This window comes from Streptomyces sp. NPDC044719 (assembly GCF_056433405.1).
Genome location: NZ_JBWKHE010000004.1, coordinates 608,698 through 630,217, shown reverse-complemented (window position 1 = coordinate 630,217; position 21,520 = coordinate 608,698). Strand labels below are relative to the sequence as shown.

16 protein-coding genes are annotated in these 21,520 nt (G+C 70.4%); 9 read left to right on the top strand and 7 right to left on the bottom strand.

The annotated features are described in order from the left end of the window. Positions 1–20: 20 nt before the first annotated feature. The 5 genes from AC07DF_RS18865 to efeU all read right to left on the bottom strand — a co-directional run bounded on the left by AC07DF_RS18865 (position 21) and on the right by efeU (position 7,003). Positions 21–1,670 (bottom strand): extracellular solute-binding protein, encoded by a 1,650-nt coding sequence (locus tag AC07DF_RS18865; protein ID WP_478972042.1) that lies wholly within the window; start codon positions 1,668–1,670, stop codon positions 21–23. A 27-nt stretch (positions 1,671–1,697) separates the two neighbouring features. After that, complete coding sequence (locus tag AC07DF_RS18860) at positions 1,698–2,585, bottom strand: carbohydrate ABC transporter permease (RefSeq protein ID WP_478972040.1); 888 nt, start codon at positions 2,583–2,585, stop codon at positions 1,698–1,700. Continuing rightward, positions 2,582–3,436, bottom strand: coding sequence for an ABC transporter permease (locus tag AC07DF_RS18855; protein WP_478972038.1), 855 nt, complete (start codon positions 3,434–3,436; stop codon positions 2,582–2,584). Before AC07DF_RS18855 ends, AC07DF_RS18860 begins: the two co-directional genes overlap by 4 nt. Before the next feature lie 214 nt (positions 3,437–3,650). Then, entirely contained in the window at positions 3,651–4,925 is a 1,275-nt protein-coding gene (efeB, locus tag AC07DF_RS18850; RefSeq protein WP_478972738.1) for an iron uptake transporter deferrochelatase/peroxidase subunit, read from the bottom strand. Positions 4,926–4,975: 50 nt separating this feature from the next. After that, positions 4,976–7,003 carry an iron uptake transporter permease EfeU gene (gene efeU / locus AC07DF_RS18845; protein ID WP_478972036.1) on the bottom strand — a complete coding sequence of 676 codons (2,028 nt, stop codon included), beginning with the start codon at positions 7,001–7,003 and terminating at the stop codon, positions 4,976–4,978. A gap of 252 nt (positions 7,004–7,255) precedes the next feature. Here efeU and AC07DF_RS18840 point away from each other — a divergent pair, with 252 nt between their 5' ends. The 3 genes from AC07DF_RS18840 to AC07DF_RS18830 all read left to right on the top strand — a co-directional run bounded on the left by AC07DF_RS18840 (position 7,256) and on the right by AC07DF_RS18830 (position 11,417). Continuing rightward, positions 7,256–8,365: a GDSL-type esterase/lipase family protein gene (locus tag AC07DF_RS18840; protein ID WP_478972034.1), complete on the top strand. Its 1,110-nt coding sequence runs from the start codon at positions 7,256–7,258 to the stop codon at positions 8,363–8,365. Positions 8,366–8,413: 48 nt separating this feature from the next. Next, complete coding sequence (locus AC07DF_RS18835; protein ID WP_478972032.1) at positions 8,414–10,048, top strand: cellulase family glycosylhydrolase; 1,635 nt, start codon at positions 8,414–8,416, stop codon at positions 10,046–10,048. A 217-nt stretch (positions 10,049–10,265) separates the two neighbouring features. Continuing rightward, positions 10,266–11,417: an acyltransferase family protein gene (locus AC07DF_RS18830; RefSeq protein WP_478972030.1), complete on the top strand. Its 1,152-nt coding sequence runs from the start codon at positions 10,266–10,268 to the stop codon at positions 11,415–11,417. Positions 11,418–11,471: 54 nt separating this feature from the next. Here AC07DF_RS18830 and AC07DF_RS18825 read toward each other — a convergent pair whose 3' ends face one another. After that, on the bottom strand, positions 11,472–11,864 hold the full coding sequence (locus AC07DF_RS18825) for a hypothetical protein (protein WP_478972028.1): 393 nt from the start codon (positions 11,862–11,864) through the stop codon (positions 11,472–11,474). 204 nt (positions 11,865–12,068) lie between these two features. On the opposite strand from AC07DF_RS18825, the gene AC07DF_RS18820 reads away from it, so the two are divergent. After that, positions 12,069–12,413 (top strand): NUDIX domain-containing protein, encoded by a 345-nt coding sequence (locus AC07DF_RS18820; RefSeq protein ID WP_478972026.1) that lies wholly within the window; start codon positions 12,069–12,071, stop codon positions 12,411–12,413. On the opposite strand, the gene AC07DF_RS18815 is transcribed toward AC07DF_RS18820, so the two are convergent. Beyond that, a complete protein-coding gene (locus AC07DF_RS18815; protein WP_478972735.1) occupies positions 12,397–14,502 on the bottom strand; it encodes an alpha-galactosidase in 2,106 nt (701 codons plus the stop codon). The genes AC07DF_RS18820 and AC07DF_RS18815 overlap by 17 nt on opposite strands. 133 nt (positions 14,503–14,635) lie before the next feature. On the opposite strand from AC07DF_RS18815, the gene AC07DF_RS18810 reads away from it, so the two are divergent. From AC07DF_RS18810 to AC07DF_RS18790, 5 genes are all read left to right on the top strand, one after another. Beyond that, positions 14,636–15,673: a LacI family DNA-binding transcriptional regulator gene (locus AC07DF_RS18810; RefSeq protein WP_478972024.1), complete on the top strand. Its 1,038-nt coding sequence runs from the start codon at positions 14,636–14,638 to the stop codon at positions 15,671–15,673. Positions 15,674–15,745: 72 nt separating this feature from the next. Continuing rightward, a complete protein-coding gene (locus AC07DF_RS18805; protein ID WP_478972022.1) occupies positions 15,746–17,077 on the top strand; it encodes an ABC transporter substrate-binding protein in 1,332 nt (443 codons plus the stop codon). 2 nt (positions 17,078–17,079) lie between these two features. Further along, complete coding sequence (locus tag AC07DF_RS18800; RefSeq protein ID WP_478972020.1) at positions 17,080–18,000, top strand: carbohydrate ABC transporter permease; 921 nt, start codon at positions 17,080–17,082, stop codon at positions 17,998–18,000. Further along, entirely contained in the window at positions 17,997–18,821 is an 825-nt protein-coding gene (locus AC07DF_RS18795) for a carbohydrate ABC transporter permease (protein WP_478972018.1), read from the top strand. The genes AC07DF_RS18800 and AC07DF_RS18795 overlap by 4 nt, the downstream gene beginning before the upstream one ends. An 88-nt stretch (positions 18,822–18,909) precedes the next feature. Then, positions 18,910–21,375: a CBM35 domain-containing protein gene (locus AC07DF_RS18790; protein ID WP_478972016.1), complete on the top strand. Its 2,466-nt coding sequence runs from the start codon at positions 18,910–18,912 to the stop codon at positions 21,373–21,375. The last annotated feature ends 145 nt before the right edge of the window (positions 21,376–21,520 follow it).

Genomic DNA, 21,520 nt, shown 5'->3' with positions numbered 1-21,520 from the left:
CCTCTTCCGCCGCCCGCTGTTCAGGTGTTGGCCGCGTAGTCCTTGGCGTATTCCTCGGCCATTCTGTCGCCGCCCCGGCTCCGCCACTTCTTCACCGTCGCGTCCCACTCGGACAGCGGCAGCCGCCCGGCGATGATCCCGGTGGCGGTGTCGTCGAGGAGGGTCTGGAGGGTGGCGCCCTGCGCATTGTGCGTCGTGGACTGCAGCCCGAACGCGGCGTTGCGGACGGCGTGCGGTACGACCTTGCGCTGCCAGCTGTGCAGTGCGCGTACGGCGTCCGGCATGCCGGGTACGAACAGCACCTGAGGGCCCTCGGCGAGGTACTTCAGCGGCAGGTTGGTGTTGTTCTCCACCTCGCCGAGCTTGGTGTACTCGGGCGAGCCGTCCTTGGCGCGGGTGAAGTGGACGCCCTCGACGCCGTAGTGGACCAGTTCCCACTCCTCGCTTCCGAAGGGCGCGGCGAGGTAGTCGAGGATGCGCAGCAGCAGCTCGATGCGCTCCTTCTTCGCCTGCTTCAGGACGGTGTAGCCGAAGGACCGGCGGGCGGCGACGATTCCGCCGGGCTCGCCGCCGACGCTGTACGGGAGGGCGGCCGCCGGGCTCATCTTGCCCTTGGACTCGCGGTACTTGGGCAGGTAGGCGCCGAACCCGTCCTGCATGGATCCGACGGTGCCGTTGTAGTAGAGGGTCGTCAGGTCGATCTGCGAGATGGACGTGGCGTCGGGGTGGTAGGAGCCGTTCTTGCGCAGCTGCGCCCGGAAGGCGATCGACGCCCTGTAGCGTTCGTCGGCCGCAGCCGGGAGGAAGGTGCCGTTGCCGGTGACGGCCCAGCTCTGGGGCGCGTTGTGAGCGGCGGAGTGGTAGCCGTTGCCGAACCCTGACTGGGCGGCGGCGCCCAGCATGTACGTCTTCCCGCGCGTGCCCCGCCGCGCCACGGCGGCGAAGTCCTCGGCCGTCCAGCCCTCCTTCATGCCCGCGTCGGCGAACATGTCCTGGTTGATCCACAGGGTCGAGCCGGGGAGCGGGCGCTCCAGGGGTATGCCGTAGATCCGTCCGCCGATGCGGCCCATGTCGCGCCAGGCGTGGGTGGGGATGTTGGCGAGGTTCGGGTAGTCGGCGATCGCGTCGCCGGACAGATAGGGGGTGAGGTCCTGGGCACGGCGCTGCACGAACTGTGCCTCGCGGGGGAGGGTGAAGCCGGAGAACATGTTGATGATGTCGGGCAGGGCGTCGGCGTCGCCGGCCATGACCGTCGCCATCTTCTTCTGGTAGTCGGCCTGGGAGATGATCGTGTACTCGATCTTCACGCCGAGGGCCTTCTCCACGGCCGCCCAGAACCGGTTGGCCGAGGCGGGCTTGGGCGGTGTGCCGAACGATACGGTCATGACGCGGACGGTGGAGCCGTCGCCCGGGGTGCGGGAGACCGACTTGACCAGGTCGGAGGGGTAGGAGGTGTATCCGGCCTGGACGCCCTCCTCGGTGGGGGCGAGGTCGGGCTTCGGGCCGGTGGCGGGGCGGTGGGCTGGCCAGGGGGCGAGCTTCTTCCCGGCGTTGGAGACGTCGCCGTCGCCGGACCCCGAGGAGCAGGCGGTCAGCAGGCCGGGGACGGAGACGGCGGCGCCGCCCGCGGCCATGGAGCGCAGGAGCGTGCGTCGGGACATGCGGGGCATGGGTGAATCACCTCGTGTCGGCTTGGGTCAGCTCTTGATGGCGCCGGTGAGCACGCCCTTGGTGAAGTACTTCTGCAGGAACGGGTAGACCAGCAGGATCGGCACCGTGGCGATCACGAGCACCGCCATCTGCACGGTCTGCGGGGCGGTGACGGTCGCCTCGCCGGTCGTGGCGTCGGTGAGCCCGGCCCCGGCCACCACATAGGTGCGCAGCACCTGCTGGAGCGGCCAGTGGTCGCTCTCCAGGTACAGCGAGGCGTAGAACCAGGAGTTCCAGTAGGCGACGGCGTAGAACAGGCCGACGACGGCGAGCGCGGCTTTCGACAGCGGCAGCACCACCGACACCAGCACCCGCCAGTCCCCCGCCCCGTCCAGCCGGGCCGCCTCGTACAGCTCCTCGGGGATCGACTGGAAGAAGCCCCGCAGCACGACCAGGTTGAACACGTTGACCAGGACGGGCAGCACGAGCGAGGCGTACCAGTCGAGCAGGCCGAGTTCCTTGACGAGCAGGAAGCTCGGGATCATGCCGGGCGGGAAGAGGAACGTGAACAGCACCAGCAGCAGCACGGGCTTGCCGCCGAAGACGCCGGGGCGGGACAGCGCGTAGGCCAGGGTCACGGTGCAGGCGAGGCTGAGCAGTGTGCCCACGATCGTCACTCCGGCACTCACACCGAGGGCGTGGGTGACGATGCCGCCGTCGAAGATGTCCCGGTAGGCGTCGAGCGTGGGCTCACTGGGCCACAGCACCCAGCCGCCGTTGTCGACGACCTCCTGCGTGGAGGCCAGGGACGTCGACACGATCACCAGGAACGGCACGCACACCAGCAGAACGACCGCGGTCAGGGCGAGGGCCTTGGCGGCCTGGGTGAAGGGCCGCGGCTTCTCCATCCAGCCGGGCCGGGCGGACGCGCTCACCGGTAGACCCCCTGTTCGCCGAGGCGGTGGGCGACCTTGTTGGCCGCGTAGACGAGGAGGGCGCCGACGAGCCCCTTGAACAGGCCCGCGGCGGCCGCGAAGCCGTAGTCGCCGCCGACGATGCCCTGGTAGTAGACGAAGGTGTCGATGACCTCGGCGGTCTCGGGTCCGACCGCGTCGCGTTGCAGCAGCATCTGCTCGAAGCCGACGGAGAGGATGTCGCCCAGCCGCATGATGAGCAGCAGCACGACGACCGGGCGGATGGCGGGCAGGGTGACGTGCCAGAAGCGCCGCCAGGGTCCCGCGCCGTCGATGGCGGCCGCCTCGTACTGCTGCTCGTCGACCTGGGCGAGCGCGGCGAGGAAGATGATCGTGCCCCAGCCGGCGTCCTTCCAGATGACCTGGGCGACGACGAGCGGCTGGAAGGCGTCCGGGTTGCCGATGATGTCGACGGTGTGCAGACCGGCCCCGCTCAGGCCGCTGTTGAGCAGGCCGGTGTCCCCGAGCAGTTGCTGGAACAGCGCGACGACGATCACCCATGAGATGAAGTGCGGCAGATACGCCACCGACTGCACGAACCGGCGCACCGAGCTCCAGGTGAGGGTGTGCAGGAGCAGGGCGAGGCCGAGCGGCACCGGGAAGTAGAAGACCAGTTGGAGGACGGCGATCCAGAGGGTGTTGAGGACCGAGTCCCAGAACGCCGCGTCCTCGAACATGCGCTGGAAGTTGCCCAGCCCCACCCAGGGGCTGCCCATTAGTCCGTCGAACGGCACGTACTCCTTGAACGCGATGACATTGCCGGCGAGTGCGCCGTAGTGGAACAGCAGGAAGTAGGCGACACCGGGCAGCATGAGCAGGAACAGTGTCCGGCTCTGAAAACCTTTACGCTTGCGCCGCACCCCGTCGGAATCACGCCGGGAGGGACTCACCCCCTTCGCACCTGCTCGTTCCCGTAAGGCAGTTGCCACCGCTCCCCCTTGCCTCGGCGTGTCCGGTGAAGGGAAGTTAAAACGCTTTCACGACGCGGTCAACACTTCTGACACAGCCGGGACTTCACGCCGGACATCAGACTGAGAGCAGTGCCCGGCCGAACCAGTCGGAGGACGAGCGCACGCCGGGCAGGGCGAAGAAGTAGCCGCCGCCGGTCGGGGAGATGTAGTCGACGAGGGGCTCGTCGATCAGCCGGGTCTGCGTGGCCTCGAACTGGCGCCGCACATCCTGCTGGTAGCAGCAGAAGACCAGGCCCATGTCGAGATCGCCGACGGTGTCGACGCCGCGGTCGTAGTTGTAACCCCGGCGCAGGATGCGGGAGTCACCGGTCGCCGTGGTGCGCGGGTTGGCGAGGCGGATGTGCGCGTCGAGCGGGATGGCCGTGCCGTGCGGGTCTTTGGCGTAGTCCGGGCTGTCGGTCTCCTCGGCGCCGTCCAGCGGCGCTCCGGTGGCCTTGCGCCGGCCGAACATCAGCTCCTGCTCGGTCAGCGACACGCGGTCCCAGAACTCCACGAGCATCCGGATGATCCGGATGACCTGGTAACTGCCCCCGGTGGCCCAGCCGGGTTCACCCTGCCCGTCCCCGACCCACACGAGGCGGTCCATCTCGCGGGCGGATGCGACGTCCGGGTTTGCTATGCCGTCCTTGAAGCCGAGCAGGTTGCGCTGGGTGCCGCTGGGGCGAGGCGTGTTCTGGAAGCCGTCGACGCGCCACCGGATCCGCATGGCGCCCCGGGTGTGCTTGGTGATGTCGCGCAGCGCGTGCAGCACGGTGTCCTGGCGGGCCGCGCAGAGCTGCAGCGACAGGTCGCCGTGGCACTCGGCGGGGTTCAGGTTGTCGTTGGGGAAGGTCCGCATGGGTGTGAGCCGGCGCGGTCTGGCCTCGGCCAGTCCGTAGCGGTCGTCGAAGAGGGAGGCGCCGACACCGACGGTGACGGTGAGCGCGTCGGCCGGGACGACCGGGCCGAGGATGCCGTTGTCCGAGGGCGGGGCGCCGACGCCCAGGTCGGCCGGGGTGCCGCCGGACGTGAGGAAGCGGGCCCGCTGCGTCACCGTCCCGAAAAGATCGGCCAGTTCGGTGCGGGTGTCGGCGATGACGTCGAAGGAGACGAAGGCGGCGGCCCGCTGCGCGGGGGTGAGGATTCCGGCCTGGTGGGTTCCGTGGAAGGCCACCGGGTCGGCGTCCGCCCCCTCGGCCGCCCGGGCGGTGCCGCCGCCGCTCTCGGCGAACGCGAGTCCTCCCCCGACGAGGACGGCGCCCGCGGCCCCTGCGCCCAGGGCCGTCTTCACGAAGGAACGGCGGCCGGCGTGGGCGGGGCAGCCCGGCGGGGGCGTGTCGGCGGACGGCATGGGGGCGTTCCCTTCGGCGGCTTTCGCGGGGCGGTGAGAGGGGTCGGTGCTCATGCGGACTTCCTGATCTCAAGCAGGTCCGGCACCGGTGAGAGGTCTTCCAGGAGCTGTCCCGTGGCCCCGTCGATCCGGTCCTCGGCGGTCGGGGCGAGCCGCTCGACGGGAGTCCAGCCGGCCCCGTGGTGCTCGGAGTCGAGCAGCTTCCGCAGCCGCGCGATGTCCGCGTCGACGGTGGAGAGCAGGTGCGGAGCGCGGGTGGTGAGCAACGGCCTGAGCACGGTGAGCAGTTCGCGCGTCCCGGCGAGGTTGGCGTCGGCGGTGGCCAGACCGGTGCCGCTGCCCTGGTCGGCGTCGCCGGTCAGTTCGAACTGGAGGGTGTTCTCCAGGATCTCGTGGGCGCGCAGGGGCAGGTCGGAGGGGTCGAAGTCCTGGTGCGGGAAGGCCTTGCGCAACCCAGCGGCGTCATCGGCGAGTTGTCGTGCCGGGCCTCTGAGCGCACCGGCCGTCTGGTGGTGCCACAGCCCGTACTCGATCCGGTGGAAGCCGGTGAAGCCCCTGTCGTGCACCCCGTCCGGCAGACCGTCGGGCCTGCCGTCGATCTTCTGGTCGAAGTCCTCGAAGGTGCCGTAGGCCGCGCCGAGGGAGGCGTATGTGCGGTGCGCGCTCAGCCAGTCGGTGCGGGCCGTGTCCAGGCGGCCGGCCCGGATGTCGTCACTGAGTGCGCGCGTCCGGGTGACGAGGGCGGCCAGGCCCCGGTTCACGTACGCCTTGTAGGCCCGCAGCGGTGCGACGAGGTCGTGCGCGGAGACGGGCACGACGGCCGCGGCCGCTCCGGAGCCGCTCACCCGGACCGCCGTGGAGGTGACGGCCCTTCCGTCGGTGGGCACACAGCGCCAGGCGTACGTACCGCCCGCCACCGTTACGGCCAGGTCCCGGCTGGTGCCGGGGGCCAGACCCTCGATCTCGCCGTAGACCGCGCCGGTGGCCGGGTCGACGAAGTACACCTCGGACGTCTGGTTCCCGGTGTTGTGCATCCGGAAGGTCTGCCGCCCCGGCTTCGGCGCGCTGAACCCTCGCCCGCAGTCGGCCTCGGAGACGGACACGGTCTCGCCGCCGGAGGGCTTGGGGCGCGCCACGCCGACGACGAGGCCGGCCAGCAGCGCGGGGACGGCGACCACGGCGACGGGAAGGAGCCAGCCGGGGCGGGTGGGAGTGGGCGCCGGGGCGGGCGCGGGCCCGTCCGGTGCCGGGGAGGCGGGTGGGGTGACGGCCCGGGTTCCCCGTACGAACAGCGGCATCACCACCCCGAGATACCCGACGTACCCCACCACCTGGAGCCAGGTCATCGTCGGCGTCAGATTGAGCACGCCCTGAAGCAGAGCGCTGTACCAGGACCCGGCGTCGACGGCGCCGCTCAGGTCGACGGCGTACGCCGTACCTCCGGGCAGCACCCCGCTCTCCTGGAGGTCGCGCAGCCCGTAGCCGAGCACGCCCGCGGCGATCACGACGAGGACGGCGCCGGTCACGGTGAAGAAGCGGGTGAGGTTGATGGACAGCACCCGGCGGTAGAGCCCCCAGCAGAGCACCGCCGCCAGCACCAGCCCGACGCCGGCGCCGGTCATGGGCCCTGCCGACTCGTCCGCCGCACGGGCCGTGGTCCACAGGAACAGCGCGGTCTCCAGGCCCTCGCGCCCCACCGCCAGGAAGGAGATGAGGACCAGGACGCCGGCACCCATGGTCAGTGCGCCGGTGACCTTCTCCCTGATCTCGCCCGCCAGGCTGCGTGCCGAGCGGCGCATCCAGAACACCATCGCGGTCACGAAGACGACGGCCACGATGCTCAGCGCGCCGCCGAACGCCTCCTGAGCGGCGGTGGACAGGGAGGCGGCGGTGAAGGTGAGGACCGCTCCGAAGCTCATCGAGAGCGCGATCGCGGCCAGCACCCCGGTCCACACCTGCGGCAGCCGGGACTTGGCGCCCGCCCGCACGAGGGTGGCGACCAGCACGGAAACGACGAGGCCGGCTTCCAGTCCTTCTCTCAGCCCGATCAGAAAGCTCGGAAACGCGTCGTCCCCCATGTGCTGCGACCCTCCCGGCCCTCTGCCCGGCCGGCCACGCAAGCGAGTTAGCCAAGGCATGCCTTATCAACGCCGACCATCATGACCTCGACTCTCTGGGCATTCGGTCATCAATGCCTCATGACCCGGCAAAGGCAGAACGGCAGTGGAACGTAGGGCGGTGACGGCCCACCCCGCCCGACCTCTTGACGCGTCAATGACAACAATGGCTTGATGTCATGGGAGCGCTCCCACCTCAGGGAAGGGACCACCATGCGCAGCACCCGCCACTCGTCCCCGCACTTACGGATCCTCACGGTTCTCGGCCTCCTGGCCACCCTGCTCCTCCCCCTCGGTCTGACCGTCGCACCCCGCGCGACGGCCGCTCCGGCCGCGGATCCCGTCCGGGTCATGCCGCTGGGCGACTCGATCACCGGCTCGCCGGGCTGCTGGCGGGCGCTGTTGTGGAACCGGCTCGTGAACAGCGGATACACGGACATCGATTTCGTCGGCACCCTCCCCACACAGGGGTGCGGTCAGGCACACGACGGCGACAACGAGGGGCACGGCGGTGAGTTGGTGACGAACGTCGCCGACCAGAACCTGCTCCCGGGGAGGCTCGCCGCCACCCGCCCGGACATCGTTGTCATGCACTTCGGCACGAACGACGTGTGGAGCAGCATCTCCCCCGACCGCATCCTCGCCGCCTACACCAAGCTCGTGACGCAGATGCGGGCCTCCGATCCGGACATGCGGATCCTCGTCGCACAGCTCATCCCGATGAACCCGAGCAGCTGCGCGGCCTGTGCGCAGCGCGTCGTCGACTTCAACGCGCGGATCCCCGCCTGGGCCCGGGCGACCAGCACCGACCGCTCCCCGGTCACCGTGGTCGACCAGTGGACGGGGTTCAGCACGGCCGGTGACACCTACGACGGCGTGCACCCCAACGCCTCCGGCGACGACAAGATCGCCGCCCGCTGGTACCCGGCCCTTTCGGCCGTCCTCGACGCGGGCGTCCCGCAGGACCCGGGCGATCCCGGTGATCCCGGTGAGGAACCCGGGGCCTGCACCGCGCGCTTCAGGGCCGTCTCCTCCTGGCAGGGCGGCTACCAGGGCGAGGTGACGGTGACGAACACGTCCGCCTCCGCCGCCTCGGGCTGGACGGCGACCGTCGTACCGGCCGGCGGCGCGCGGCTCACCCAGGTCTGGAACGGCACCCACACGACGGCCGCCGACGGCACGGCCACCGTCACGAACGCGGCATGGAACGGAGCGCTGGCCCCCGGCGCGAGCGCCACGTTCGGCTTCGTCGCCACGGCCCCGGCAACGGCCGGGACCCCGGCGGCGACCGTCACGTGCACGGCGAAGACCCCGGCCGCCTGACACCGGCGCGGGCCCGACTTCTCGTCAACTCCCCCCTCTGGAGCCGCCATGAGACCCCGCACAGCCTCCGTCCCCCGAGTGGCCGGCGTGGCCGCCGCCCTCCTGGGACTCCTGCTCTCCTGCCTCGCCCTCAGTACACCGGCACAGGCCGCCCCCACCGGCTTCCGCGTCGAGAACGGCCGTCTCCTGGAGGCCTCCGGGAACGACTTCGTGATGCGCGGCGTCAACCACGCCCACACCTGGTATCCGGACCGGATCAGCTCCCTCTCCCACATCAAGGCGAAGGGTGCCAACACCGTCCGTGTCGTCCTCTCCAGCGGGGACCGCTGGACCCGCAACGACACCGCCGACGTGGCGAACGTGGTCTCCCAGTGCAAGCAGAACCGGCTGATCTGCGTGCTGGAGGTCCATGACACCACCGGCTACGGCGAGCAGAGCGGAGCCGTCACACTCGCCCGCGCCGCCGAGTACTGGATCAGCGTGCGGAGCGCGCTGACCGGTCAGGAGGACTACGTCATCGTCAACATCGGCAACGAGCCGTACGGCAACACCGGCTACGCGAGCTGGACGGCCGACACCAAGGCGGCCATCCAGAAGCTCCGGGGCGCCGGATTCGATCACACGATCATGGTGGACGCGCCCAACTGGGGCCAGGACTGGGCGTTCACCATGCGGGACAACGCCGCCTCGGTCTTCGCCGCCGACCCGGACGCCAACACCGTCTTCTCCATCCACATGTACGGCGTCTTCGACACCGCCGCCGAGATCACCGACTATCTGAACCGCTTCGTCACCGCGAAACTGCCCATCGTCGTGGGCGAGTTCGGCCATGACCACTCGGACGGAAACCCCGACGAGGACACCATCCTGGCCGTCTCCCAGCAGCTCCGCCTCGGCTACCTCGGCTGGTCCTGGAGCGGCAACGGCGGCGGGGTCGAGTACCTGGACATGGTCACGAACTTCGATCCGAACCAGCTCACGTCCTGGGGGCAGCGGCTCTTCAACGGCGCGAACGGGATCGCCGCCACCGCCAAGGAGGCCGCGATCTACTCCTCCGGCGGTGGCGACACCACTCCCCCGACGGCTCCCGGCGCCCCGACCGCCTCCGGGGTGACCTCCTCGTCCGTCACCCTGTCCTGGGCCGCCGCCACCGACGCTACGGGCGTCACCGGCTACGACGTCGTCCGGGTCAACGGCACCGCCGAGACGGTCGCCACCACCACGGCGACCACCCGCGCCACGCTCACCGGCCTCTCCCCCGCCACGTCCCACACCTTCGCCGTCTACGCCCGTGACGCCACGGGCAACCGGTCACCCCGCTCGGCCACGGTGACGGTCACGACCTCCCCCGGCGGCACACCGTCGGCCTGCGGCGTCGGCTACCGGGTGACGAGCAGCTGGCCCGGCGGCTTCCAGGGCGAGATCGTCCTGCGCAACACCGGCACGTCGGCGATCAACGGCTGGACGCTGCGCTGGACCTTCCCCGACAGTCAGCGCATCACCAACCTCTGGGGCGGCACGGCGACGCAGAGCGGCTCCGAGGTCAGTGTCGCGGCCGCCTCGTACACCGCGACGATCCCCGCGGCGGGCTCGGTCACCCTCGGCTTCACGGCCACCCGGTCGACCGCGAACCCCAGTCCCACGGCGTTCACGCTGAACGGCGCCACCTGCTCGGTGAGCTGACGCGCCCCGTGCGACGGTGCCGGCGCGCCGCGTGACGTGCGGCGGGGCGGCACCGTTGCCGAGGGTGTGATCCGTGCAACATCCACACCGGAGAGCGGTTTATGTCACCGCGTAGCGGTGAGGCGGCGGGGATGTCTCACCGGCACCCCACTGCCGTATCTCCGGCAAGACGCGTTCCCTCCCGTCCCGGTTTCCCCCACCGCGCGCGGGAGGCGCGATGAGCGAGGACACCCTGCGCATGCGCGCCGTGGTACCGGCCGACGGCGGGCGGGGGCGGAAGGAAGCGTCCGAGGCCGCCGCCCGGGCGCAGCGGTCCGGGCAGCGGGACGCCTTCTTCGACAACGCCAAGTATCTGGCGATCGTGCTGGTGGCCATGGGGCACTCCTGGGAGCCGTTGCGCGACGGCAGCCGGGCCGCGAGCGCGCTGTACATGGTGGTGTACGCTTTCCACATGCCGGCCTTCATCATCGTCTCCGGCTACTTCTCGCGCTCCTTCGACGCCGGCCCGGGGCGGATCAGGCGTCTGATCACCGGGCTCGCCGTGCCGTACGTCGTCTTCGAGACGGCGTACACCCTGTTCACCCGGTGGACCGACCAGGAGCCCGACCGGCCGGTCAGCCTGCTGGATCCGCTCTACCTCACCTGGTTCCTGGCGGCGCTGTTCATCTGGCGGCTGACCACGCCGGTGTGGCGGCATGTGCGGTGGCCGCTGCCGGTCGCCCTTGTCATCGCGATGCTGGCGACGCTCTCGCCGTCCGTCGGCAACGACCTCGATCTGCAACGCACCCTGCAGTTCCTGCCGTACTTCGTCCTCGGCCTGTGCCTGAAGCCGGAGCACTTCCGGCTGGTGCGCCGGCGCAAGGTGCGCATCCTCGCCGTGCCGGTCTTCGCCGCCGCGGTCGTCGTGGCCTACTGGGCGGTGCCGAGGATGACCGGCGCCTGGTTCTACCACCGCGACAGCGCGGAGGAGCTCGCGGCGCCCTCCTGGTCCGGGCCCGTCATGACGCTGGTGCTCTTCGGCTGTTCGCTGGTCCTGGTGGCGTGCTTCCTCGCCTGGGTGCCCGGGCGCCGGGCCTGGTTCACGGTGCTGGGCGCGGGCACGTTGTACGGCTATCTGCTGCACGGCTTCGTCGCCCAGGGGTCCAAGTTCTGGGGCTGGTACGACCCGGCGTGGGTCCACCGGCCCCTGGGCGAGCTCGTCGTCACGGCCGTCGCGGCCGTCGTCGTGACCGCGCTGTGCACCCCGCCGGTACGGCGGCTGTTCCGGTGGGTGATGGAGCCCGAGATGGCATGGGCGTTCCGCCGGGACGCCCGCGACGAGGCCCGGGAACGCAACGCCGTACGCGATCGGACCGCCGTACGACAGTGACGGGCGACGCAGCGCCCCGGCGCGGGACGACCGCGCCGGGGTTCGGCTACAGGCTCAGTAGCGCGTAGGGAACAGTTGGAGCTTGGCCTTGCCGCCGGAGACCGACTTCACCCAGATCTTCAGGTTGTTGAACTTGACGGTGCCGCCCGGGCTGGTGCTGCCGCTGAGGCTTCCGCCGGCGGCCGACATCTTCACGGACCGGGAGCTGATGCTCGTGATCTTCAGCTTGCCGAACCCGAACTTGCGGCTGTCGACCTTGATGGTCTTGGGCGCCGACACGGTGGTCTTGCACCGCCCGTCGTAGCAGGGCCCGTTGGCGGCAGACGCCACCGGCGCCATCAGGCCGAACCCGAGTGTGCCCGCCATGGTCAGCGTCACGGCAGTCGTCGCGGCCCGCCGGCGCATACGGGCGGTGGGTACCAGGGCGGCGTCTGTCAGTCGGCCCATACGATTACGGTTCACGTCATCGTCCTTCGATCGCGCGGAAACGGTACGGCGGGGAGTGCCTGCGCCGGCGCCCAGACGTCCTGCTGTTCTCGAATCCGAGCCGGCCGGCCGGCCCCCGCTGCACCGATTCCAGCGCCCACCTGATTGTTCGGAAACCTGCTCCCTCACCCTGAACAACCCACGGCGCGCCCGACGCTGGAGGACATGACGAACTCCCCTCCGACGGTGAGGGCAGCCGCTCGCGCTGTCGTCCTCGACAGCCACGACCGCGTCCTGCTGCTGCGGTACGACGAGAACGGCGGCTTCTGGGCGACGCCTGGCGGCTCGCTGGAGGACGGGGAGGACTACACCGAGGCGTTGCTCCGCGAACTCGGCGAAGAGCTCGGCCTCGATGAGAGAGCGGTCGAACTCGGACCCCAGCCGGCGGAGCGCGGCAAGGACCACCTGGCCGACGGGCACGAAGTCCGCCAGGCCCTTGTCGACCCGGCCCGGGCCACACAGCTCCTGACCGGCCGATCAGGACCCGAACCTCCTAGTCGTTCTGCGTGAGCCGGATCAGCAGTGCGCCGGGCGTGCGCGGTACCGACACCGTCAGTTCCGTTCCGTCCCAGGTGGCTCGGCCCGCATCCGGGGAGGCGGGGTGCAGGACGTCCGTGTGGAGCGTGCGGCCCTCCAGGTTCCGGAGGGGGACGCGGAGTTCGGACGGTCCGCCGCGGCGCCAGACCGAGATGTAGGCCGTGCGGTCGCCGGGGAGCCTGAGGCCCAGGGCGAGCCACTCGTCCGCCCAGCCGGGCAGGCCGAGCGGCCAGAAGGGCAGGGCCCGGGCGAGGTCGCCGCGGATCGACTTGTAGACCGTGACCGCGTCCCGTACGAGGGCCAGTTGGTGTTCCGACATGCGGTTCAGATGGCCCGAGAGGTGGATGCGGCCGAGCAGGGCCCCGCCCAGGGTCCAGGAGATCAGGTCGTCGTCGAATCCGGGCTGCGGGTAGGCCCAGACGGCGCCCTGCTCGGGCGGGACCGCGGTCGGCGCGGCGGCGGCGATGGGCGCGTAGCGCAGCGGGTCCTGCTGGTCGCTGGTGGACTGGAGCTGGGCGACGGCCAGGGTGGCCCCGTCCATGCGCATGCCGCCCGAGGCGCAGTTCTCGACGACCAGGCCGGGGTGGCGGTCCAGGACGGCGGAGAGCCAGTCGAGGTACGCGTGGGCGTGGCCGAGGAGGCCCGCTCCCGGTGCGAGGTCGCCGGGGGCCTGGGTGCCCGGGTCGACCACGATGTTGTAGTCCAGCTTGAGATAGCCCACGCCCCAGTCGCCGACGATCCGGTCGACCGTCCTGTCGAGGTGCGCGCGGGCGGCAGGATGCCGCAGGTCGAGCTGGTGGCGGCCCTGTTCGGTCAGGCGCAGGCCGTCGCGCTGGAAGAACGCCTCGGGCGGCAGCTCGGCCGCGACCGGGCTGCGCACCCCGACCACCTCCGGCTCCAGCCACAGCCCGGGCACCATCCCGCGCTCCCGGATCCGGTCCAGTACCGCCTGGATGCCGCCGTCGGGGAAGCGGCGCGGCGAGGGCTGCCAGGCACCGACGCTGTCCCACCAGCCCCGGGTGTCGTCGTCGTACCAGCCCGAGTCGATACAGAAGTACTCCGCTCCGGCGTCGGCGGCGGCGTCGATCAGTGGCAGCAGTTTGGCCGTGGTCGGGTCGCCCATGAGGGTGTTCATGTAGTCGTTGAAGACGACGGGGAGGGCGGTGTGGTCCGGGTGGGGGCGGCGGATCGCCCGGCGGTAGGAGGTCAGGGCGCCCATCGCGGCGTCGAGGCCGGAGCCGAGAGCGAGGGCCCCGGGCACGGTGGTGAACTCCTCACCGAGGGCCAGCCGGACCCGCCACTGGTGCTCCGCGTCCGTGGGGCCGTTCAGCGCCAGGTACGTGCCGTGGGCGCGCTGGCCGACGTCCCAGCGCCAGCCGGCCGGGGACTCCACCTGCCACACCCAGGCCCGGCCACCGTCCCGCTCGGTCAGCGCTCCCATGGCCAGATGGCCGTCGGTGGGCCAGCTGCCGCGCCCGGTCAGGGCGAGGGCGGCCCGGCTGTCGTGCTCGTGTACGTCCATGTTGATGTCGGCGACGCCGGCGCGCAGCGGCTCGGCGTACCAGCGGCATTCGGCGAGCCAGTCGTTGCGGGCCCGGTGGACGTCGAGGGCGTCCGGGGCGGGCAGGCCGCCGAGCAGCAGGCTGCTGACGGACTGGACGACGAGGGGTTCCCGGCCCTCGTTGCGCAGCCGGACGCGGGAGCGCAGGACGGGCAGGCCGGTGGGTGAGGTCAGCTCGGCGAACGCCGTCAGGCCGGTGCCCGGATCGTGGAGTTCGACGGTCAGCCAGTCCCAGCCGTCGCGTCTGCCCGTGCGGTGCGCCCGGTAGGCGAGTCGTGTGCCGAAGGCCGTGCCCGTGAAACGCGGGCCTGACCAGCCGCTGCCGTGGCCGAGGGCGCTGAGCTCCACGAGCGGGAGCGCCGAGTCGGGGGCGGCGGGGGTCTCGTCGTCGGGCCCGGCCAGCTCTATCAGTCGCAGAGTCCCGTCGGCGGCGACGGCGAACCGTGCCCGAAGGGCCTCATGTCCCCAAGTGAACTCGTCCTGCCGCTGGTTGGAGGCCATGTGCGCCGCTTCCGCCGTGCCGGTCAAGGTGCTCCCCCTCCTGGCCCCGCCCCGTTCTCCGGGAGCGGCGGTCCGCGTGAATCCCTCGTTACGGTCTCTTGACGACCCAAGTGTGACCGGTCACAATCCTCGCATGAATGTGACCGGTCACACAAGGCGCCCGGCGAGCATCAGGGACGTCGCGACCGCGGCGGGGGTCTCCTACCAGACGGTCTCGCGGGTGATCAACGGCCATCCGAGCGTCCGGCCCTCCACCCGGGAGCGCGTGCTCGCCGCCATCGACGAACTGGGCTTCCGCCGCAACGCGACCGCCCTCGCCCTGGCCAGCGGCCGCAGCCGGGCCGTGACCGTGCTCACCGCGAACACCACCCACTACGGCTACGCCTCGATCCTCCAGGGCATCGAGGAGGCGGCCCGCGCGGCGTCGTACGCGGTCGGGATAGGGGTCCTGGAGTCCGCCGACGACGCGGCCGTCGCCGCGGAGGTGCAGCGCGCGGCGGACGCGGGCGGCGGGCTGATCGTGATCGCCTACGATCCGGCCGGTGTCCGGGCGCTGGGAGCCGTGCCCGCGGCACTGCCGGTCGTCGGCGTGGTCGAGACCCCGGCGAGCCCGCCCGGCGGCGACCGCCCGTGGGTCTGGGCCGACGACCGCGAGGCCGCCTACCAGGCCACCCGGCATCTGCTCTCCCTCGGCCACGAGACCGTGCACTACGTCGCGATCCCGTCCAGCACCCGCCGCACCAGCGCCCGCACCAGCGGCTGGCGGCAGGCGCTCAAGGAGGCCGGCGCCCCGGAACCCCGCCCCGTCCAGGGCAGTTGGGGGCCCGCGGGCGGTCACGCGGCCGGACTGAAGCTGGCCGGCGACCCGTCCGTGACCGCGATCCTGTGCGGCAACGACGATCTCGCGCTCGGCGTGCTCCGCGCCCTGCACGAGACCGGCCGCCCGGTGCCGGGCGAGGTCAGCGTGGCCGGTTTCGACGACGCCCCGCACTCCGCCTTCCTCACACCGTCCCTGACGACCGTACGCCTTGACTTCACCGGCCTCGGGCGGGCGGCGTTCGCCCTGCTGCACGGGGTGCTGGAGGAGTCGGCGCAGGTCGCCCCGCATCCCGTGTCCGTACCCGAACTGGTGGTGCGGGAGAGCTCGGGGCCGCCGCCCGCCGGTCACTGAACACCGCTCATCCGCACAGCAGTTGTGAGTCCCGCTTCCTGAACCGCACCGCCTGCTCCGGAAAGGCACGAGATGAAGAGAAGAGCTCTCCCCGCCCTGGCACTGATATGCGCCGCCGGCCTGGCCGCCACCGCGTGCAGTGACCCGACCGCCGGGGACTCCGGTTCGGACGGTTCGGACGCCGAGCGGTCGGCGGTGAATCCCACCGCCCGCCTCGACGGCGTGAAGCTGACCATGTGGACCGCGCAGAACACGGTCAACGCGCCGAAACAGGTCATCGACGCCTTCGAGAAGGCCACCGGCGCCCAGGTCGACACCCAGGCGATCCCGGACCTCTACGAGCAGAACGTGCCGACCAAGCTGGCGTCCGGCGACCGCCCCGACCTGATGTTCTGGCAGCCGTCCATCTCCACCCTGCCGTTCGTCCAGCCGAAGCAGAACCTCCTGACCCTGGACGGGGAGCCGTGGGAGGCCGAGCTCGGCGGGACCGAGAAGTCGCTCGGCGTGATCGACGGCAAGCGGTACGCGGCGATCGTCACCAGCCCCGCCATGCTCGGCGTCTACTACAACAAGGACGTCTTCAAGCAGGCGGGCATCGCCGAGAAGGACTTCCCCAAGTCCTACGACGAGCTGCTCGCCCTCGGCAGCAAGGTCGTCGACAAGACCGACGCGGCCGGCTTCTACGAGGCCGGCGGCGACAAGTGGCCGCTCCAGTGGCAGATGCAGCTCCAGCTCACCGACCTCGACCAGCAGTGGTGGGCCGATCTGAACACCGGCAAGAAGAAGTGGACCGACCCGGTCGTCGTTGGCGCGATCAAGAAGTACAAGGAGAAGCTGCTCGACGCCGGGCTCGCCCAGAAGAACTACCGGACGGGCACGTTCACCGGACAGGCCGACGCGCTGTGGAAGGGCGAGGCCGGGATGGTACTCAACGTCACCTCCTTCCAGAGCCAGTTGCAGGCCAAGTACTCCACCGCCGAGATCGACAAGAAGATCGGCTGGTTCCCGGTCGCCAACTCCTCGGCCACCGGCCTGTACTCCCCCGACCAGACCAACGGTGTCGTCGCCTTCAAGACGGGTGACGACAAGCGGCAGAACGCGGCCCGGCAGTTCCTCGCCTTCTGGCTCGGGCCGGACTACCCGGACTACATCAAGACGATGAAGATCCCGTCCGTGCGGCCGGACGTGCCCACCCCCGGCGGACTGCCCGAGACGTCCAAGGCGCAGGTGGCCGCCTTGCCGAAGGCCATCGGCGTCTTCCAGGCCAAGGCGATCGTCGCCCCGGACACCCACCTCTACCTGGCCGACATGATCTTCGGCAAGAAGAGCCCGCAGCAGGTCGCCCAGGCGATCCAGGACCAGTTCGCGCAGGTGGCCAAGGCCCAGGGCGCCCCCGGGTTCTGACCATGGCGGACACGGTCGTACGTACCAAGCCCGCGCCGGTCAGGGGCGCGCCGAAGAAGGTGGGGCGGCTGCCACGCGCGGCCGTGCACCACCCCTGGTGGTTCGCGCTGCCCGCGATCGTGGTCTTCGCGGGCTTCTTCCTGGTGCCGAACCTGCTCAACTTCTACTACCCGTTCACCAACTGGTCCTCGTACCACGCGGACATCGCCTTCACGGGCCTGGACAACTTCAGGACCATCGCCGAAGACGGCTCGCTGCTGCGCGCGATCCGTACGACCCTGGTGTACGCGCTGCTGGCGGCGCTGTTCCAGAACGGCTTCGGGCTCGTGCTGGCGTTGCTGCTGGAGGACGACAGCCGGTTCAACCGGTTCTTCCGTGCCGTCTTCTTCCTGCCGGTCCTGATCTCGGCGCTCGCGACCGGCTACGTGTTCCAGGCGCTGCTGGACCAGGACGGGGCCGTCAACTCCCTGCTGGGCACGGACATTCCGTGGTTGGGCTCGACGACCTGGACGCTGGTGATCGTCACCCTCATCCACGGCTGGAAGTGGATGGGCCTGTCGATGCTGATCTATCTGGCCGGGCTCAAGGGCATCCCGTCGGACATGCTCGAGGCCGCCCGGATGGACGGTGCCGGGCCGTGGCGGACCTTCTGGTCGGTGCGCTGGCCCATGCTCGCTCCGGCCGTCACCTTCAACGTCACCACGGCGCTGATCGGTTCGATGAACACCTTCGACATCGTGCAGGCCACGACCGGCGGCGGCCCCGCGGCCTCCACGGAGGTCTTCAACATCTACATGTTCCGGATCTTCGGACAGGGCCTGTACGCCCAGGCCTCCGCGATGAGCCTCGTCCTGTTCCTGGTGGTGGTCGCCGTGGCGATCCCGCTGGTCGTCGGGCTCCGGCGAAGGGAGCAGTTGCTGTGACCGCGGTGTGGCGGTACGGCCGCCCCTCCCTCGTCGTCCTGCTCGCCGCGCTGGCCGTCGGCGTGCCGCTCTGGCTGGTCGCCGTCACCTCGGCCAAGCCGCAGGCCGAGGCGATCGAGCCGAACCTGGACCTGCCCGGGCACTGGCAGCCCGCGAGCAATTATGCGGACGCCGTGAGCGAGGGCGAGATGCTGCGCGGCTTTCTCAACTCGCTGCTGGTCGTGGTGCCTTCGGTCGTGCTGGTGCTGATTCTGGGCGCGGGCGCCGCCTGGGTCTTCGCCCGCCGCAAGTCGAAGCTGGTCTCGGCGGCGTACGCGCTGTGCATCAGCGGACTGCTGCTGCCGCCGGCTGTCATCACCATCGTGATGGAGCTGCGGCAGCTGGGGCTGGCCAACACCCGCCCCGGGATGATCGCCGTCTACACCGGCATGTATCTGTCGACGTCGATCTTCTTCATGACCGGCTTCATCCGCGCCATCCCCATGGAGCTGGAGGAGGCGGCCCGGATGGACGGGGCGACGCCGTCACGGATCTTCTGGCGGATCGTCCTGCCGCTGCTGCGGCCGGTGATCGCCACCGCGACGATCATGGTGATGCTCTACGCCTGGAGCGATGTCTTCTACGCGTTCTTCGTCCTCGGCGGCGGAGAGAGGGCGACCCTGCCGCTCAACCTCTACCAGGTCGCCAGCGCCCAGCTCTATCTCAACAACTGGCATCTCGTCTTCGCGTACGTCGTGGTGATGAGCCTGCCCATGGTCGCCGTGTTCCTCGTCGGCCAGCGAAAGATCGTGTCCGGAATCACCAGTGGAGCCGTCAAGTGACTGGAGGTCCAGCAGCGTGAGCACCCCCGCCCGCACGAGATCCCGCACCAGAACTGCCCTGATCACAGCACTACTTGGAGCAGCCGCCATGGCAGGCACCCTCCCCGCGGCCCATCCCGCCGCCGCGGCCGACCCCCAGCGCCTCACCGTCGACCTCAACGCCTCCGAGGGCCCGGTGATGCTGGGCGCCAACGGCTCGCTGTACGGGCTCAGCGACGACGGTGTGCCCAGCGATGCCGCGATGGCGCCCTTGAAGATCACCAGCGTCTCGCAGAAGCCGGAGGGCGGCGCTCAGCACCCCAACGGCGACGCGCTCACCGTCTCGAAGTCGTTCTTCCGCAACGGCGGCGGCGAGATCAACGTGATGATGCAGGACATCTACGCCAAGTGGCCGTACGAGGACCTCGGCATCGACGACTACCTCCCCAAGGTCGACAAGATCGCCAAGGAGGTCTCGGCCGACCCGAACAGCGAGCGCTTCGTCTACATCCCGTTCAACGAGCCCGACCAGATCTGGTACAAGCTCGACGTCCAGGACCAGGCGCAGTACGAGAAGAACCGTGACCGGTTCTTCAAGGACTGGAAGACGGTGTACCAGCGGATCCGCGCGATCGACCCGGACGCGCGGATCGCCGGACCCAATGAAGCGGCCTACCACACACGCCTGCTGAAGGACTTCCTCGCCTTCGCCAAGCGGGAGAACGTGCTGCCCCAGGTGATGACCTGGCACGAGCTGGGCTCCGGTTCGCTGCGCGACTTCCAGGCGCACTACGACGACTACCGCAAGCTGGAGCGCGAGGCGGGCATCGCCCCGCTGAAGATCAACATCGATGAGTACGCCAACCGCCGCGATCTGTCCGTGCCCGGGCAGCTCGTGCAGTGGGTCTCCATGTTCGAGCGCAACAAGGTGTACGCCAACATGGCCTACTGGGACGCCGCCGGCAATCTCAGCGGCCATGTGGTGCGCTCCAACATCCCCAACGGCGGCTGGTGGCTGTTCCGCTGGTACGCGGGCATGACCGGGAACACCGTGCGGGTGACGCCGCCGCAGCCCAACTCCATCGACACGCTCCAGGGGCTCGCCTCCCTCGACGCCTCCCGCCGTCAGGCGCAGGTGCTGCTCGGCGGTTCCTCGGGTGACTCGGACGTGGTCGTTCACAACGTGCCCCGGTCCGTGTTCGGCCGCACGGTCACCGCGACCGTCGCCGAGGCCGCCTGGTCCGGCTACGAGGGTCAGCACGCGGCGCCGCGCGTCCTGGCGCGCACCAAGGTGAAGGTGGCGGACGACGGTTCGGTGACCGTCCCGCTGCGCGGACTGCACAAGATGTCGGCGTACCGGATCGTCCTCACCCCCGGCGGCTCGGGCACCCCGTCCGCCGCCTCCGTCCCGTGGTCGGCGTCGTACGAGGCCGAGGAGGCGGCCATCACCGACGGCAAGGTGTACACGCAGGGCACCGTGCAGAACGCCAACGGCTACGCGGCCTCCGGCACCAAGGACGTCGGTTCGCTCAACCAGCCCGGCAGCAAGGTCGCCTTCACGGTGACGGTGCCGAAGGACGGGACGTACGACCTGGCGATCCTGTACGGCAACCAGTCCGGCGGCCCCGCAACGCAGAAGCTGACCGTCGACGGCGGCGACCCGGTGACGGTCGGCTATCCATCCACCGAGAACTGGACGTACCGCGCCAAGAAGGAAGTCGGCGTCCAGCTGAAGGCGGGCACGCACCAGTTGACCCTGTCCAAGGGCGACGCAGAGGTCACGCTCGACCGGATCGACCTCACCACGCGGACGGGCGCGGCCTCCGCGTCGTACGAGGCCACCCTGGCGGACATCAGCGGCAAGCCGTCGTACGACTACTCGTCCTCGGCCGGGACGGGCACCGGCGCCCTGGTGCTGCGCTCGGGCGACAAGGCGGTGTTCGACGTCTACGCCCCGCGTGACGGCTACTACACGGTGGTGCCGCGGGCGTCGGCGGCGGTGAAGCTCGCGCTGCACGGCGAGACGGTCACGGCCGCGCCGGGCCGGCCGCTGCGGCTGTACCTGGTCGCGGGCAACAACCGCATCGCGATGACGTCGGGCCACGCCGCCGTGCGCTCCCTCGACGTCTCCGGCGACGGCTCGGCCTCCGGCACCCTCTCCTACGAGGGCGCCTCGGCCGTGCTCGCGGGCGGCGCCGAGCTCGTCGACTCCCCGCACGCGTCCGCCGGCTCGTACATCGGCCGGCTGGGCAACAGCGCGTCCAGCACCGCCGAGTTCACGGTGAACGCGCCCCGGTCCGGCCGCCATGTGCTGGTCGTCCACTACGCGCACAACGACCGCAGGGACAACGGCCACGCCTACAACACGGACATCATGTCCCGTACGGCGGACATCACGGTCGGAACGGCGGCGCCGGTGAAGGTCACCTTCAAGAACACCTGGAGCTTCGACGACTACTGGACGGTCGGCGTCCCGGTCGATCTGAGGAAGGGTGTCAACAAGGTGACGTTCGGCAACGCGAGCGCGTGGGCGCCGAACATCGACCGGATCGAGCTCGGCCGGGTCGTGGGCTGAGCCGGACACCCACTCGCCCCATCAGCACACGGCAGTGGGGGAGGCCGCCCGCACCCGACCGCGGAACCGCCGTGTTTCTCCCCCCCGCCTCTCCCTGCTTTTGGAGAGGGAGGACACACATGTGAGGGGGGGGGAGAAACCCTAG

Coding starts and splice junctions, on each gene's coding strand:
- AC07DF_RS18865 (WP_478972042.1), bottom strand. CDS start 1,670: ATGCCCCGCATGTCCCGACGCACGCTCCTGCGCTCCATGGCCGCGGGC.
- AC07DF_RS18855 (WP_478972038.1), bottom strand. CDS start 3,436: ATGCTGCCCGGTGTCGCCTACTTCCTGCTGTTCCACTACGGCGCACTC.
- AC07DF_RS18815 (WP_478972735.1), bottom strand. CDS start 14,502: ATGGCCTCCAACCAGCGGCAGGACGAGTTCACTTGGGGACATGAGGCC.
- AC07DF_RS18800 (WP_478972020.1), top strand. CDS start 17,080: ATGGCGGACACGGTCGTACGTACCAAGCCCGCGCCGGTCAGGGGCGCG.
- efeB (WP_478972738.1), bottom strand. CDS start 4,925: ATGCCGTCCGCCGACACGCCCCCGCCGGGCTGCCCCGCCCACGCCGGC.
- AC07DF_RS18825 (WP_478972028.1), bottom strand. CDS start 11,864: ATGGGCCGACTGACAGACGCCGCCCTGGTACCCACCGCCCGTATGCGC.
- AC07DF_RS18790 (WP_478972016.1), top strand. CDS start 18,910: ATGGCAGGCACCCTCCCCGCGGCCCATCCCGCCGCCGCGGCCGACCCC.
- AC07DF_RS18805 (WP_478972022.1), top strand. CDS start 15,746: ATGAAGAGAAGAGCTCTCCCCGCCCTGGCACTGATATGCGCCGCCGGC.
- AC07DF_RS18830 (WP_478972030.1), top strand. CDS start 10,266: ATGAGCGAGGACACCCTGCGCATGCGCGCCGTGGTACCGGCCGACGGC.
- efeU (WP_478972036.1), bottom strand. CDS start 7,003: ATGGGGGACGACGCGTTTCCGAGCTTTCTGATCGGGCTGAGAGAAGGA.
- AC07DF_RS18835 (WP_478972032.1), top strand. CDS start 8,414: ATGAGACCCCGCACAGCCTCCGTCCCCCGAGTGGCCGGCGTGGCCGCC.
- AC07DF_RS18810 (WP_478972024.1), top strand. CDS start 14,636: ATGAATGTGACCGGTCACACAAGGCGCCCGGCGAGCATCAGGGACGTC.
- AC07DF_RS18820 (WP_478972026.1), top strand. CDS start 12,069: ATGACGAACTCCCCTCCGACGGTGAGGGCAGCCGCTCGCGCTGTCGTC.
- AC07DF_RS18840 (WP_478972034.1), top strand. CDS start 7,256: ATGCGCAGCACCCGCCACTCGTCCCCGCACTTACGGATCCTCACGGTT.